This is a genomic window from Paenibacillus sp. FSL W8-0194 (assembly GCF_037969745.1).
GTDB classification, from domain to species: Bacteria; Bacillota; Bacilli; order Paenibacillales; family Paenibacillaceae; genus Paenibacillus_AQ; species Paenibacillus_AQ cookii.
Genome location: NZ_CP150205.1, coordinates 701,507 through 715,176, shown reverse-complemented (window position 1 = coordinate 715,176; position 13,670 = coordinate 701,507). Strand labels below are relative to the sequence as shown.

General features: G+C 57.7%; 9 protein-coding genes and 1 other annotated feature. Of the genes, 2 read left to right on the top strand and 7 right to left on the bottom strand.

Annotation, left to right across the window (positions count from 1 at the left end):
* Positions 1-45: 45 nt before the first annotated feature.
* The gene (locus MKY58_RS03090) at positions 46-645 is read right to left on the bottom strand and encodes a VanZ family protein (protein WP_339323421.1); all 600 of its coding nucleotides are present in this window, start codon (positions 643-645) and stop codon (positions 46-48) included.
* Between the two features lie 191 nt (positions 646-836).
* Positions 837-1,137, top strand: a binding site (T-box leader).
* 263 nt (positions 1,138-1,400) lie between these two features.
* Between MKY58_RS03090 and trpS the strand changes: the two genes are divergently transcribed.
* Positions 1,401-2,411, top strand: a complete 1,011-nt coding sequence (gene trpS / locus MKY58_RS03085) for a tryptophan--tRNA ligase (protein ID WP_339323420.1) — start codon at positions 1,401-1,403, stop codon at positions 2,409-2,411.
* 105 nt (positions 2,412-2,516) lie between these two features.
* On the opposite strand, the gene MKY58_RS03080 is transcribed toward trpS, so the two are convergent.
* Complete coding sequence (locus MKY58_RS03080) at positions 2,517-5,123, bottom strand: xyloglucanase (RefSeq protein WP_339323419.1); 2,607 nt, start codon at positions 5,121-5,123, stop codon at positions 2,517-2,519.
* 278 nt (positions 5,124-5,401) lie between these two features.
* Positions 5,402-6,295 carry a LysR substrate-binding domain-containing protein gene (locus MKY58_RS03075; protein WP_339323418.1) on the bottom strand — a complete coding sequence of 298 codons (894 nt, stop codon included), beginning with the start codon at positions 6,293-6,295 and terminating at the stop codon, positions 5,402-5,404.
* 178 nt (positions 6,296-6,473) lie between these two features.
* On the opposite strand from MKY58_RS03075, the gene MKY58_RS03070 reads away from it, so the two are divergent.
* Positions 6,474-7,388 carry an NADP-dependent oxidoreductase gene (locus MKY58_RS03070; RefSeq protein ID WP_339325033.1) on the top strand — a complete coding sequence of 305 codons (915 nt, stop codon included), beginning with the start codon at positions 6,474-6,476 and terminating at the stop codon, positions 7,386-7,388.
* Positions 7,389-7,477: 89 nt separating this feature from the next.
* Here MKY58_RS03070 and MKY58_RS03065 read toward each other — a convergent pair whose 3' ends face one another.
* The 4 genes from MKY58_RS03065 to MKY58_RS03050 all read right to left on the bottom strand — a co-directional run bounded on the left by MKY58_RS03065 (position 7,478) and on the right by MKY58_RS03050 (position 13,556).
* Positions 7,478-8,737 (bottom strand): stalk domain-containing protein, encoded by a 1,260-nt coding sequence (locus MKY58_RS03065; RefSeq protein ID WP_339323417.1) that lies wholly within the window; start codon positions 8,735-8,737, stop codon positions 7,478-7,480.
* Positions 8,738-8,820: 83 nt separating this feature from the next.
* Positions 8,821-10,428: a response regulator gene (locus MKY58_RS03060; protein WP_339323416.1), complete on the bottom strand. Its 1,608-nt coding sequence runs from the start codon at positions 10,426-10,428 to the stop codon at positions 8,821-8,823.
* A 7-nt stretch (positions 10,429-10,435) separates the two neighbouring features.
* Entirely contained in the window at positions 10,436-11,797 is a 1,362-nt protein-coding gene (locus MKY58_RS03055) for an extracellular solute-binding protein (RefSeq protein WP_339323415.1), read from the bottom strand.
* A 34-nt stretch (positions 11,798-11,831) separates the two neighbouring features.
* A complete protein-coding gene (locus MKY58_RS03050) occupies positions 11,832-13,556 on the bottom strand; it encodes a sensor histidine kinase (RefSeq protein WP_339323414.1) in 1,725 nt (574 codons plus the stop codon).
* Positions 13,557-13,670 lie beyond the last annotated feature (114 nt).

The window sequence follows — 13,670 nt, the reverse complement described above, 5'->3', positions numbered from 1 at the left end:
CCGTCCCGAAAGGTCCAATGATGGACCCGGGACGGCTTTTGCCGTTTAAAACGGTTGATTCCTGTTCCTATCTTGCTCCCCTTGCTTCAAAAGAAAATACAGCACGAGGTATGCCGCGTACCCCAGCAGCCCCCCGGCGGTATTCATGATGATGTCGTCGACGTCAAAGGTGCCGATAAAAAGGACGAGCTGCAGCGATTCCAACGCCAGGCTGACGCCAAAGGATATCAATAGGACTTTGGGAAGCGTCATCGAGCGGACGCCGCACACCATCGGCAGCAAAAAGCCGAGCGGCATAAACGCGGCGATGTTTCCGAAAAAGTTCATGAAGTTGACCCCGTCTCCCAGGTCGCGGAGATAGCCCTCGATCTCCCGGAGCGGCATAAGATTGCTGGCCATCCGAAGCCGGTCGGCGATCATCCCGGGATGCAGGATATGATCGACCAGCTCCCGCAAGTAATACGCCGGGCTGATGCTGCCGAATTTGAACAGGATGATTTTGACGAGCGCGTACAGGTACACGACGAACAGCAGGATCACGCCCAGCTTGATCGCCGCATGGGCCGGATTCGAATCGGCTGGGCGGGCCAGAGCATCGTTATTTTGCTGGTGATATCGTTCATGTCGCAGTTGTTGGTCATACATGGAAATAGTCCTCCTTAACATGCTTCCTAATCCTAAGCCATGTCTCGATTCAGGCATTTTCGCCGTTCCTGATTTCAAGGATACCCTGCAGGTCTTTGCTATCTTTCAAAAAAACCTAAAGAAACTTAAAGAAGATGCGTTCGATCGAAAGCCTATTCCCTTTTGCCGGCAAATGCGGTACAATGAACCCCATATTCGCGATGATGAAGAAGAGTACGCGGACAGCGAGCCTCAAGAGAGCCGGCGGGTGGTGCAAGCCGGTGGCTGCGTTGGCGGAAGTGGGCTTCGGAGCGACCGGTCTGAACGTAAACCGCGATTTTCGGCGGCGATTAGTAGGACGGGCGGCGTGTCCCCACCGTTAGCCGGGGCAGGGTATCGAAGAGGAGCTTAAAGGGCTGCCGCTTCCGTACCTGATGAGCAGGGCGGCCTTTTCCCATGGAAAAGAGCGGCCAAACAAGGTGGCACCGCGAAGCTGACGGCTTCGTCCTTGGAAAGCGATATGACCGGAAATCCCGGCATGCCGCTTTTCGCAGGACGGGGCTTTTTTTGATTTCGGGAACATCGGGGAGGGCATGGAATGCAGTCCGCCGAGGCTGCAGGCTATTTTTCGCCGATGCAAGTTTTACGGCTGGCCCTTTGGAATTCGGGCTTATGGTTCATATGATTTTTATGGGAGGTGATGGCCATGGAAGACGGCTGGTGGCGGCTCAACGTCGGAACGAAAAAGAACAACTTAACCCTTAGGAGGAATTCCAATGACAACCCAAACGATAACGCAAACCAAACGGGAGATCGTATTGACCGGAGACCGCACGACCGGAAAGCTGCACCTTGGCCATTACGTCGGCAGCCTCAAAAACCGCTTGCAGCTGCAGCGGCAATATGAGACCTATATCATGCTCGCGGATGTGCAGGCGCTGACGACCCATTTCCATCGGCCTGAACTGCTTGCCGAAAGCGTGCGCCAAGTCGCGCTGGACTACTTGTCCGTCGGGATCGATCCGGAGCGCTCCACCATCTTCGTGCAGTCGATGATCCCCGAAATCGCGGAGCTGACCGTCATCTTTTCGATGTTCGTCACGGTCAGCTCGCTGCGGCATAATCCCACCGTCAAACATGAAGCCAAAGAACGTGGCTACGAAGATCTCTATTACGGCTTTCTCGGGTATCCGGTCAGCCAGGCGGCCGACATTACCGCCTTCAAGGCGACGCTTGTCCCGGCCGGGGAAGATCAGATTCCGCATATCGAGCAGGCGCGCAAAATCGTGCGCCGATTCAACGAATTATACGCCCCCGTGCTGGTGGAGCCGGATATTCTCGTCGGCGAACGTCTGGACGGACTCGACGGCGGCAGCAAAATGAGCAAAAGCCTCGGCAATGCCATCACGCTGGACGCTTCTCCCGAGGAGGTGGGCATGCATATCCGCAAGGCGAAAACCGATCCCGCGCGCATTCATAAAACCGATCCGGGCCATCCTGATCGATGCACGGTGTTCGGCTACCACGGCATTTTCCGCCCTGAAGGCAGCGAAGACATCCGGGAAAACTGCCAAAAAGGCGCCATAGGTTGCGCCGCCTGCAAAGCCATGGTAACGGATGCGATCGAAAAGGTCATGCAGCCGATCCGCGAACGGCGCGAAACATACAAACATCGTCCGCAATATATCGACGAAGTGCTGATGGCGGGCACGGCCAAAGCTCGGAGCGCTGCCCGGCAGACGATGGGCGAGGTACGCGAGGCTATGGGTATCCATTATTTCAAATAGGATCGAATCAGACGGCAACCGGCCTGATTCTTGCAAAAAGTAAAGGGATGCCTTCCGGCCGGTGACCGGGGCATCCCTTTTTGTTCTATTCCTTAAGTTTTGCTCCTACTTTTTAGCGTTATATTCTACCGTCATTTCAACGCTTGCCTTGTTCCCGTCGCTATCGGCGGCTTCGAGCACGATGCGGTTCGTGCCGTTTGCCAAGGTGAGCTTCCCGTTGAATTTGCCGTTGTTTACCTTGAGATACACCGGCTCTCCGCCATTCAAGCGGACGCTGATCCGGGCATCCGCCACCGGCTTGCTGACATGGCCGGAAAGCACGTAGTTCCTGTTGTTTTGCTTTTTGTTTGTGCCGTCTACCGTGATCACGGGCGCTGCCGTCCCCGGAGTCCCGGCCATCTCGCCGAGCACGATCCCCAGGCCGTTCGTGGCCAAATACACCCGTCCGTACACTCTCGGGTCACCGGTGATCGCCGTGTTCGCCGCTCCGAATTGATGCCGATCGTCATTGATGCGAATCCATGTTCTGCCCGCATCGTCCGAGCGGTAAATGCCGTCCCGGCCGCCGATGGAGGCATGGGCGTACAGCGCCATGTAACTTTGGCCCGGCGCGGCTTTGCCGAACCCGATGGCCGCGGCGGCCTGCACCTGATCCAATTTCATAAACGTCTTTCCGGAATCGGTGGAATGCCAAAGTCCATACGGGCTGTCCCGATGGGTGTTATCCTCTGCCGCGGCTACCCAAATGTCCCCTTCCACTCCCGGCATCGCCTTGAAATTGCTGATCAAATACTTCGGCAATCCGGTTGCCGCCTTCGCAAAGGTCGCCCCGCCGTCCACGCTGACGTAGAATACGCCGTCCGCGATGCCGTAAAATTTCTTCGGATTCACCCGATCGGAGGAGACTCTGGCACCGCTTGGGATGCCGGACGAAGCCTTCCAGGTCGCGCCCAGATCTTTCGAGTAGCTCACCGGCTTGGGGTCCGCCGCATTGGACGGGCTCCAGACCATGGATGAGCCGTCGGCACCGACCGCAACATAACCGCCCTGCGTCGCATCATTGGACGGCGAAACCCAGGCGTTGGCAGCCGGTTTCCACGTTTTGCCGTTGTCCATGGAGACGCCCATTCTCGGATTCGGGCCTTCGCTGTTGCCGACGCGAACGACGATGTTCGGGTTCAGCTCGGCGTAGTCGATATCCGTGCTGGTTCCCAGATACGGATTGGTGATCATCGGCGGCGCCTGGGTCAGATCCTCGTGGCGGAAACCGCCGATGTCCCCCATGGCGCTCAGCAGATGCGCCCCCGACGGCGGGCTGATCAGGCCCAATACCGCCGTTTCTTCAATGCCGTCGGCCATAACGGAAATGTTGACGTTCTGCCCTTTGTCCAGCGCCGTCACGTTATTGGAGCCGTACAGCGTCGCTCCCGTGCCGTACATGATCCGGTCCGGATCGAACGGATCGATTTCGAGGTCGCCGATCATCCAGCCCAGCTTCGGATTCTGCTCCGGCAGGTTCTTTTTCTCTCCCCAATCCAGCCAGGGTGCCAGCGAATAATCGATCGTATATTGATTGGTCCTGACCGGATCCTTGGTATCATCAAACGTCCAAAACGGCTTCCATGTCTTGCCGCCGTCGGTGCTTCGATAGATGAACTCGTCCGGCCACCATTTGTTCATCGTTGCGACCATGACGGTATCGGGATGCTGCGCGTCCACGGCCAAGCCGCCGTAAGGGCTGTCGGTCTTCCCCGCCCCCGTCGGGCTAATGTCGGTCCACTTGCCGGACGCGGTCTCGTATTTCCATACGGAACCTTCGCCTCCGTTATACGGCCCCACTTCCTTGGTGTACGTCACGTACAGGTTTCCGTTCGCGGACAGGATGCCGTGATGCGGGATGAAACCTTGAGCCGGCTGTCCAGGCACAGGTTCCCACGTCTGGCCGCCGTCGGTGCTGCGATACAAGCTATGTTCGGTATCGGCTACCCCGGCATAAATCGTCCGGGTCGCTTTTCCCCTGCTCCCCGTGGAAGGATCAAACGTGACCCATACGACGCCCACCAGGTCGTTATACGGATCTCGAACGTTGCCGACCGCCGTAAAGCTCTCCACCTTCTGCCAGGTCGCCCCGTAATCCGAGCTCCGCCACAGCCCGTTGCCGCTGCGGGTGCCCATGTACAGGATGCGGTTATCGTTCGGATCGACCGCCAGCCGCTCGCCCATGGAGCGTCCCGGCATATTCCCGCCGAGTTTGAAAGGAAGCTCCGTGCGCTGCCACGTCTCTCCTTTATCCGTCGAACGCAGCAGCACCCCGTTCATGTCGGTCCAATCGTTGGTATACGTGCCGGCCGCTACGTACAGGCGATTCGTCTCCACCGGATCGGTCGCGAGCGTATCGACGCCAAGCATGTTCCATTCCTTGGCCCCAACAAAATCGAGCAGCTGCTTCCACTTTTTCAAGGCCGGATCCCACCGGTAAGCTCCTCCGATATCGGTCCGGGCGTAGATCAGATCCTTTTCGCTCGGGTTAAAAACAATGCCCGGGACAAATCCTCCGCCGACGACCTTCACCCGGTCCCAGCTGTAACCCTGCCCGGAAGGCGCCGAACCTTTGCCGCCTTCCGGCTTGGCCGAAACGGACGGTCCGCCCATCGACGCGAGCGGCGCCGACAGGGCCGCCGCAAGCACCAAACTTAACGTCTTCTTGAACATGAATCTCCCTCCTTAAACATGAACTCGCCAGTTTGAAACCGCTGTGAGAAGGATGGGTTCCAGCTTCTAATGCCTGCCGGTCCCCTCCTTCCGAAATCGTTCCGGGTCCCGACGCCTTGCATTCGTCCTTCGGGCCTTCCGACGACCTAGCTGCAAACACTCCGTATGTAAGCGGTTTCTGAAGAGCGGTATATTCATTTTAAGGGGACTGTTTCCCTAAAAAACACCCTAATAATTAGATCAGTTTTCATGTAAAAATTAGACATGAAGCCACTGCCCTATTGTCCCGCTTCCATGCTGATCGACGCAAAACGCCGCACGATAAAATCGCGAAACTCGCAGGCCGCTGCCGAGAGGTAACGGTTCCGCATCCAGGCGATTTGGTAGGTGCGGAGGCATTCAGGCTCAACGATCTCCAGCACGTGAAACGGAGCATCGAACTTCTCGAGCAGCGTCTCCGGCAGAAAAGCAATGCCGATCCCGGCACGCAGAAAATGCCCGACCGCGGAATGCTCATCCACCTCGCAGACGATGTTCGGCGCAAAGCCGGCCTGCCTGCAAAAATCATCCGTCATCGTCCGGAACGGGTTTTCCGACTTGAGGCAGATAAACGGCTCCGCCGCCGCTTCCGCCAAACGGATGCTGCTGCGGCCCGCAAAAGGGTGCCCATGCGGGACGGCCAGCAAGATCCGTTCCGTCAAAAACGGAATCCCTTCGATGTCCGGCTGCCGAATCGGCGGGAACGTAATGCATAAATCCAACTCTCCCTTGCGCAGCTTTCCGATTTTTTCCGTCTCCGAAGCCTGGGATATGTGCAGCTTTGCCCCGGGATGCCGGGCGATAAAATCGCCGATCGCATCGGAGAAACATTTATGCGTCGTGGTTGCCACAAAAATGCGGCCGCGCTCAAGACCCGCCATATCCTGTACTTCCTTCCGCCCGTCTTCCAGCGCCTGCAGGGCCGTGTCGACCCTCCGCAAAAACGCTTTGCCGTAAGCGTTCAAACGGATTTGCCGCCCTTTGCGGTCGAACAACGGCACGCCTACGTCCTCTTCGAGCCTGGAAATCGTTTTGCTTAAAGCGGGCTGGGCTATATGCAGCTCTTCAGCCGCTTTAGTCATATGCTCCAGCTCCGCCACTTTCCGAAAATACTGCAGCTGCAGAAACTCCATTTTCCCACCTCATTGATATACTTCAGTATATTAATAAATACGGATATATATATTATTCATTATCTAGAGTTCATTATAAAATAATCCTTGAAGCAATGCGATGCTTAAAAACGCAATCGTGTTAAACACGGCTCAGACATAGAACAGCAGAAAGGCGGATGAAACCATGAAGCGACAAATGAAAGCTGCGGCATTTTATTCAGCCGGAGCGCCGGATGTGCTGCAAGTCGTCCATTTCGACTTGCCGGAAGCAGGCCCGGGAGAAGTGCGGGTGCGGGTCAAGGCGGCAGGCGTTCAGCCTTTCGATGTGGCCGTCCGGAAAAACGGCTGGGCGCCGCCCGGGCGCCGGATCAACTATCCGCAAATCCTTGGCAATGAATTCGCCGGCGTCATCGACCAGATCGGCGAAGGCGTCACGGCATTCGCCGCCGGCGACGAGGTGCTGGGCTGGGCGCTCCTTTCCTGTTATGCCGAATATGTGACCGTCCCAGCCGATCAGATCGTCCGCAAGCCCCGGAATATGCCATGGGAGGAAGCCGGGACTTTAACGGCCGGCGGTTTGACCGCGTACACGGCCTTAAAGGAGCTCGGCGTCGGCCCGGGGGATACCGTCCTCATCCATGCGGCCGCGGGAGGCGTCGGTTCGGCCGCGGTACAGCTGGCCAGCTTGTGGGGGGCGACCCCCATTGGCACCGCCAGCCCGCAAAACCACGATTATCTCCGCTCGCTTGGCGCCATTCCCGTCGCCTATGGGGAAGGTCTGGCCGAACGGGTCCGGGCCCTCGCTCCGGACGGCGTAGATGCGGCGCTGGATGCCGCCGGGGAAGACGCGCTGAGAGCTTCCGTCGATCTTGTCCCCGATAAAAACCGGATCGGCACGATCGTCTCCCCCGAGCTCGCGGCCCAGCTCGGAGTGCGCATGATCCGCAACCAGCGTTCGGCCCAGCGGTTGGCGGAGCTAACCGGCTGGTACGAACAAGGAAAATTCCGCGTTCATGTCCGGCAAACGTTCCCGCTGGAGCAGGCGGCGGACGCCCATCGCGAAATCGAGCAGGGCCATGGCCGCGGAAAGATCGTTCTTACCGTCGGATAACCGTACTCAAAGCCGCCGGAGGTTTGGCGTTTCCCTGCATTAAAAAAAACCAGCTGCTTGGCCGAAGCAGCTGGTTTTTTGACCTCTGATTATGGATTGATGAATACCGTTCTAAGTTTGTTTACGTACTGTACGTCCAGCCCCAGGCCTTGCGCAAGGGCCGCAACCGGCACGTAGGTTTTCGACTCTTTGCCCGCTTTGTTCAGGAAAGCCGCGGCATCGATCGGAACGTCCTTGCCGTCCACTTTCACCGTTTTGGATCCGATCGTAATGACGACCTTGTGCCCTTCGTGCGTGATCGTCGCGCTGGAGGTTTTATTGTCCCACGTCGACGTGGCGCCGATCGCGTCCACGATATCCTTGATCGCCACGAAGTTCAGGTTTTGCCGGATGACCGGCTTGTAAGGCGTGTTCAGCTCTTTGCCGCCCACGTAAATGCCCATGGGCGTTCCTGCTTCATGCACCGCCAGCTTCGTATAGCTGCCCCAAATCGTTTCGGAGAATACCTTGGCCATCGCTTCGTAGCCGAGCTGGTTCGGGTGGAAATCATGATCCTTGATCATATGGGTCATCGTGCCTTCCCCGCCGACGAATTCCTTGGCGACATGGGCGACTTTGACCTCGACCCCTTGCGCCGCGAAACCGGCGGCCATCTGGTCGATCACGCCGGTAAAGGCTTCAGCCGCCTTGCCGAGCTTCGGATACAGCGCTTTGTCGGCGATTTCCGGCAGGGGCTGGTATTGGTCCGCGACGACGATCAGCGCATCCGGATTCAATTCATGCAGATCCGTGATGACCGCGCCGACGCTGTCGGTGTACAGCTTGAACAGCTCCTGGACGCGGGCTTGCAGATCCGCATCGGTCATTTTTCCAGCCGTCGTCAGCAGCTCGGACATGTCGTTGCCGCCGATCGTAATCGTAACGGCATCCGCGGTTTCAAGCGCTTCCTTCGTCACTGGCGCCGCAGCCCCGATCTGGGACGCGCGCGGGTCGGGCAGCTTCGGCTGGATGTCGTCGGCCGAAATCGCTCGGCCGTTTTTGACGGCTTCCACGAAGTTTTCCAGCCCCTTGCTCTTCAGCCCGGCAATGCCGACGTTCACCGTTTCCGCGCGCCCGTGCAGCAGCGCTTGTTCCTGCAGGCGGTCGACGAACCCGTAAGGGCGTTCCTTTTCGCCTTTGCCCGGTTCGTAACCCACCGTCAACGAGTCGCCAAGCGCCACGATGCGGTAAGGCTGCTTCGCGTAAGCTTGTGCCGATTCCGGCGCGGCCGACGCCGCTCCCAGCAGCAGGGAAGACGTCAGCACCGCCGCCGAAACGGCCGATATGTACCTTTGAATAGACTTTCGCATCCGATCCATCACTCCTCTTTCCGCCTATGAAAGCCCTTTCGACCATGGCGGCGCAGGGCTTTCTCCCATTTTACCATCTTCTTCTAGACGGAGTAACTGCTTTCTTCGCGGAATTCGGACGGCGTGCGTCCCGTCGCTTTTTTGAACACCTGCGTAAAATATTTCGGGTCCTGGTAGCCGACCATCGGCGCGATTTGATAGACTTTGACGCTCGTATGCTTGAGCATGTATTTCGCTTTTTCCATCCGGCATTCGGTCAAATATTCCAAAAACGTGTAGCCCGTCGCCTGCTTGAACAGCGTGCAAAAATGGCTGATGCTCAGCCCGGCCACTTCCGCTACTTCTTCGATGCCGAGATCCTTATGGTAATGGTTCATCATGTACAGCTTGGCCTTTTCGATCAAGGAGCGGGCGTCCTCCTTCGTTTGGCTTTTCATGCTCTCTTCCATTTGTCCCGCAAAAGCCTTTTTCAGCAGGTCGATCGCTTCCTGCAAATGTTCCGCCTCGTGAAGGGCCTGAATCAGCCCGTCCAGCGGCCAGTCCGCAAGTACGCTTGCGTACTCCAGCTGCCTATACAAAACGACCGCGATTTCCACCAGCAGCCGTTCGGCTGCATCTTTAGCGGCGGCATGGCGTTCGATGTACAGCTTCAAATCGTCAAAAGCCGCCTCCATCCGCTGCAGGTCCAGCGTACGGACGCTTTCCGCCAAAACGCTCTCCAGCTGCCGGGGATACTTCAGGTCCGAAGGCCGGGCCTCAGCCTGCTGCCCCTCTTCGTCGGCAAACACTCCCTCACGTTCGGAATAAAAACGGCGGTACAGCGCCCGCGTGGCGCTCTGATAAGCGGCGCTCAGCTGCCTGATCCCCGTGCAGGGCCGGCTTAAGCCGACGGAACAGCCCAGCTTGGCGTATTTCTTGATCTGGCTGATCAGGTCATGGCCAAGCGCCGCGGCATCCGCTTGCCCTCCCGACGGGAACAAAACGATCCATTCGCCGCTGTGGAAAGGAAACATCGTCAGCGCGCCATGCTGCAGGGACCATTCCTCCAAAATGTTGCGGATGGCAAACAGCCACAGGCGTTTCTCGTCCATCATCCATTGCTCGTTCAGGCGGAGATAACGGTCAAGCTGCACGACCGCCATCACGTATTCCTGCTCCAGCTCGCTGTTTTCCATCCACTGCATATGCCCGAGCGGCCGGTCGTTGCCTTCGATCCATTCCGCAAACAACCGCTCGCGCGCCATGACGGACAACGCCTTGGCCGAGTGCAGCAGCCGCTCGTTTTCCGCCCGCGCTTCCAGCTGCGCCGCCGCCCGTTCAAGCATGCCGGTCAGCTCCTCATGGTCGATCGGTTTCAGCAGGTAGTCGAACGCCCCTTGGCGCAGCGCCTCCCTCGCATATTCGAACTCGCCGTAGCCGCTGATGACGATAAAGATCCGCTTCGGACCGCCTGCCAGCACTTCCTTCATCAGCGCGATCCCGTCCATGCCCGGCATGCGGATGTCGCTGATGACGATATCCGGCGCATGCGCTTCGATCAGCTTCAGCGCAGCTTCCCCGTTGCGTGCCGTTCCGGCGACCTCAAGCCCCAGCTCCTCCCAGCCGATGGCCGCCTGCAGGCTGCGGAGAATGATCGGTTCGTCGTCGACGAGAATGACTTTATATTTTCCGGATCCCCCCAACTCCCTCACCTCCTGCTCATTTCAACCCGGAGCTGCTGCGCAGGCTCCAATACCGGCGCACCGATTCATCCATGCGGCGGAGCGCCGCATCGGGAGCGATCCGCCGGCTGATCGTCTCCTCCACGGCGGTCAGGAACGACCATTTGACCTCGGGCGAAAGGATGTTGTCGTACGGCGCAAAAGTCTGCGCCTCCTGTTCCATGAGTCCCGTCACCTGGGTGAACACCGGACCGGTCTTTTGCGCATCGAAGTCGATCCGCATGGACGGGATGCGCAGCCCTTCGTACACGATTCGTTTCTGCACGTCCTCCGAATAAAAAGCCTTCATCAGCTCGAGGGCCGCTTTCTGCTGCGCCGCCGTCAAGTTCGAGGAAAGGCCGATGCCGAACGTGTAACCTCCCGCGATCGATCGCTCCCCTCCCGGATGCAGCGCGGGAAACGGGAGCACGCCCACCTTGTTTTGGAAGTCCGGCGGCGCCTTCTCGTTGTGGAACAAGGTGATGTCCCAGTTCCCGTTCAGGTACATGGCGGCTTTGCCATGCGTGAACAGGCCGATCGCTTCCTCGGTGGACAAACCGTTCGGGTCCGGCCCGAAGGCGCCTTCCTTGCCCCATTCCGCCAACTGTTCAAACGCTTTCAGATATCCGTCATTGTCGAATACCGCTCCGGCGTTCCCTTGGACGATCCCGTCGATTTGCTCCGGGCCGCCGTAGCGGTCCATCAAATAATGGGCAAACACCGCCGCCGGCCACCGGTCCTCGTTCCCGAGTGCAAACGGGATATACCCGCTTGCTTTCAGCACCGTCACGGCTTCGTTCAACTGGGAAAGCGTTTCCGGAAGCGCCAAGCCCAGCTTGTTGAAAATTTCCGTGTTCACGTACAGCGGCTCCGCGTTCCCCTCGATCGGCAGGCCGTAAATGCGCTGATCGTAGGTCCATAACTTCAAATCTTTGAATTCCTTCTCCAGGCCGTTTTCTTGGACGAACGCCGTCAAGTCCATCAGGCGGTTGGAACGGATATACGGCTCGATCTCCGCCCCTCCGAACAGGACGAACATATCCGGCGGCGCGCCGGTCACCATTTCGCTTTTCAGCTTTTGTTCCCGGTGGATCGTCTGATCCATGCCCTCGAAATTCACCTTGACGTTGGGATGGCTGCTTTCGTATTGCCGGACGACATCCTCGAAAATATCCAGCATCGGGCGGTCATGCTCGGCGATCCAGAAATGTCGGAAGGTCAGCGTCGTTTTTTCTTCGGTCTGCTCCTCGATCCCGCCGTGGTTGCTCCTGGCCACCAGCGTAACCGTGACGGTGAGCACCGCCGCATACAGCAGGGCCCAGCTCCAGTTCAGCCATTTTTTTAAGTGCGCTCGCTTCACGTCCCGTTCCCCCTTCCGCTCCCGGTATCCCATCTCATGGCGTGATTTTGGGCAGCCGGATCCGGATGACCGAACCCCAGCCCGGTGAAGAGCAGACAAAAATGCCGTAACGTCCGCCGAACCGGATGCGCAGCCGTTCATGCACGTTTTTCAGCCCCACGCCGCTGTCGCGGTATTTTTTCACGCCGCCCGCTTTGTCGTCCGCCAAATGCCGCAGCGTATGCTCATCGAAACCCGGGCCGTTGTCGGTCACGTCGATGATGATATCCCCGTCCGCATCCCTGGCTTCGATCCGGATAAGGCCTTTGCCTTCCATCGGCTCGATCGCATGGTACAGCGCGTTTTCGACGATCGGCTGGACGATCAGCTTTTGCGTCATGAACAGCTTCAGCGGTTCCGGCAGCACGAGCTCGTATTCGAAGCGGTCCTCGAAGCGGTATTTTTGGATGTTCATGTAATGGCGGACATGCTCAAACTCCATGTTCATCGTGATGAGCTCCTGGTTCTCGCTGATGCTGATGCGGAGCAGCTTGCCGAGCGAGACGACCATTTTGCTGATATCCCGGTTGCCGGCCAGGACGGCCATCGAGTTGATGGACTCCAGCGAATTGTATATGAAATGCGGGTTGATCTGGGCGACCAGCGCCTGCATTTCCGCTTCTTTTTTGCGGGTCTGTTCGGTTTCCACCTGCTGAAGCAGCTCCTGGATTTGGCTGCTCATGCGGTTGAAGCCGTCGATCAGCAGATCGGTCTCGTCGAAGCGCTCCACATGCGCCTGAATCGGCACGAAAATGCCCTGCTTCACCCGCTTCATGCCGTTAACCGCGCTGATGATGCTGCGCACGAGCCTGCGGATGAAAAACTGGTCGAACCATAAGGCCGACAGGAGCGAAAACAGCACCAATATGACCGCGATGTTGCGGATCGACAACGACTCGGAGCGGATCAGCTTCAGCGGGGTAACGGCGACCAGGTACCACTGCTCGTTATGGGACGGCAAAAAGGTAATCAGCGATTTTTCATGCTGGTATGTATCGACGTAGTAATCCTTTTCCTGGCGGTAACCGTCCGACAAAAACGGAAATTGCACTTTTTCGCCCACATGGCCCCCGGATTTGTTGAACACGATGCTGCCCGCTTTGTTCACGAGCAAAATATCCCCGCTTTTGAGCGTGGCCGACTCCCAAAATACCTGGTCCAAAATGTCCGGCTTCACGTATATGACCAAATACCCGATATCCTCCAGCGAGTAGTAGTCTTTGATGACGCGGGCATGGATCATGACCGGCTTTCCCCCTGCGGCGGAGCCGTTTTCTCCGGGACCGGACCAGACCGGCCTGCCTTCGGCCTTTTCCATGTCGGCGAACCATGCCTGCCGCTTCATGTCCCCGTAGGGCAACGGCGCGTTGTATTGGTAGACGAGATCCGCTTTGGAATACAGGCTGAACGAAGCGATCATCGGATGGTTGATGAGCAGATTGTTGATTTCCTGCTTGCGGTCATAGGTCAACCCGGTGCCGTGGTTTTTAAGCGCCTGCTGGATGGCCGGCTGCGTGATCGCCGCATTCGAGATGGAGTTGATTTCGCTGAGGGCGAATTTCAGCTTCCGGTCGGTCTCCAGGAGGGAGATCCAATAAAAATTGCTCGACTTCTTTTCCATCGCGCTCGAAAAATTGTAATAGGAGACGACGCCCATGACGATAACCGGGATAAACACAAGAAGAATAATAGCAAGCAAGATTTTGCGGCGGAGCTTCATGGCAGTCCCTCCTGCGCCTTGATCTGTGGCTTCACTCTATTATTCTTCATCAGGTTGAATATTCCTTGCATGAAACGTTTTCGGGCGAAGGTCCCGCCGCAAGCAGTGCCGGGC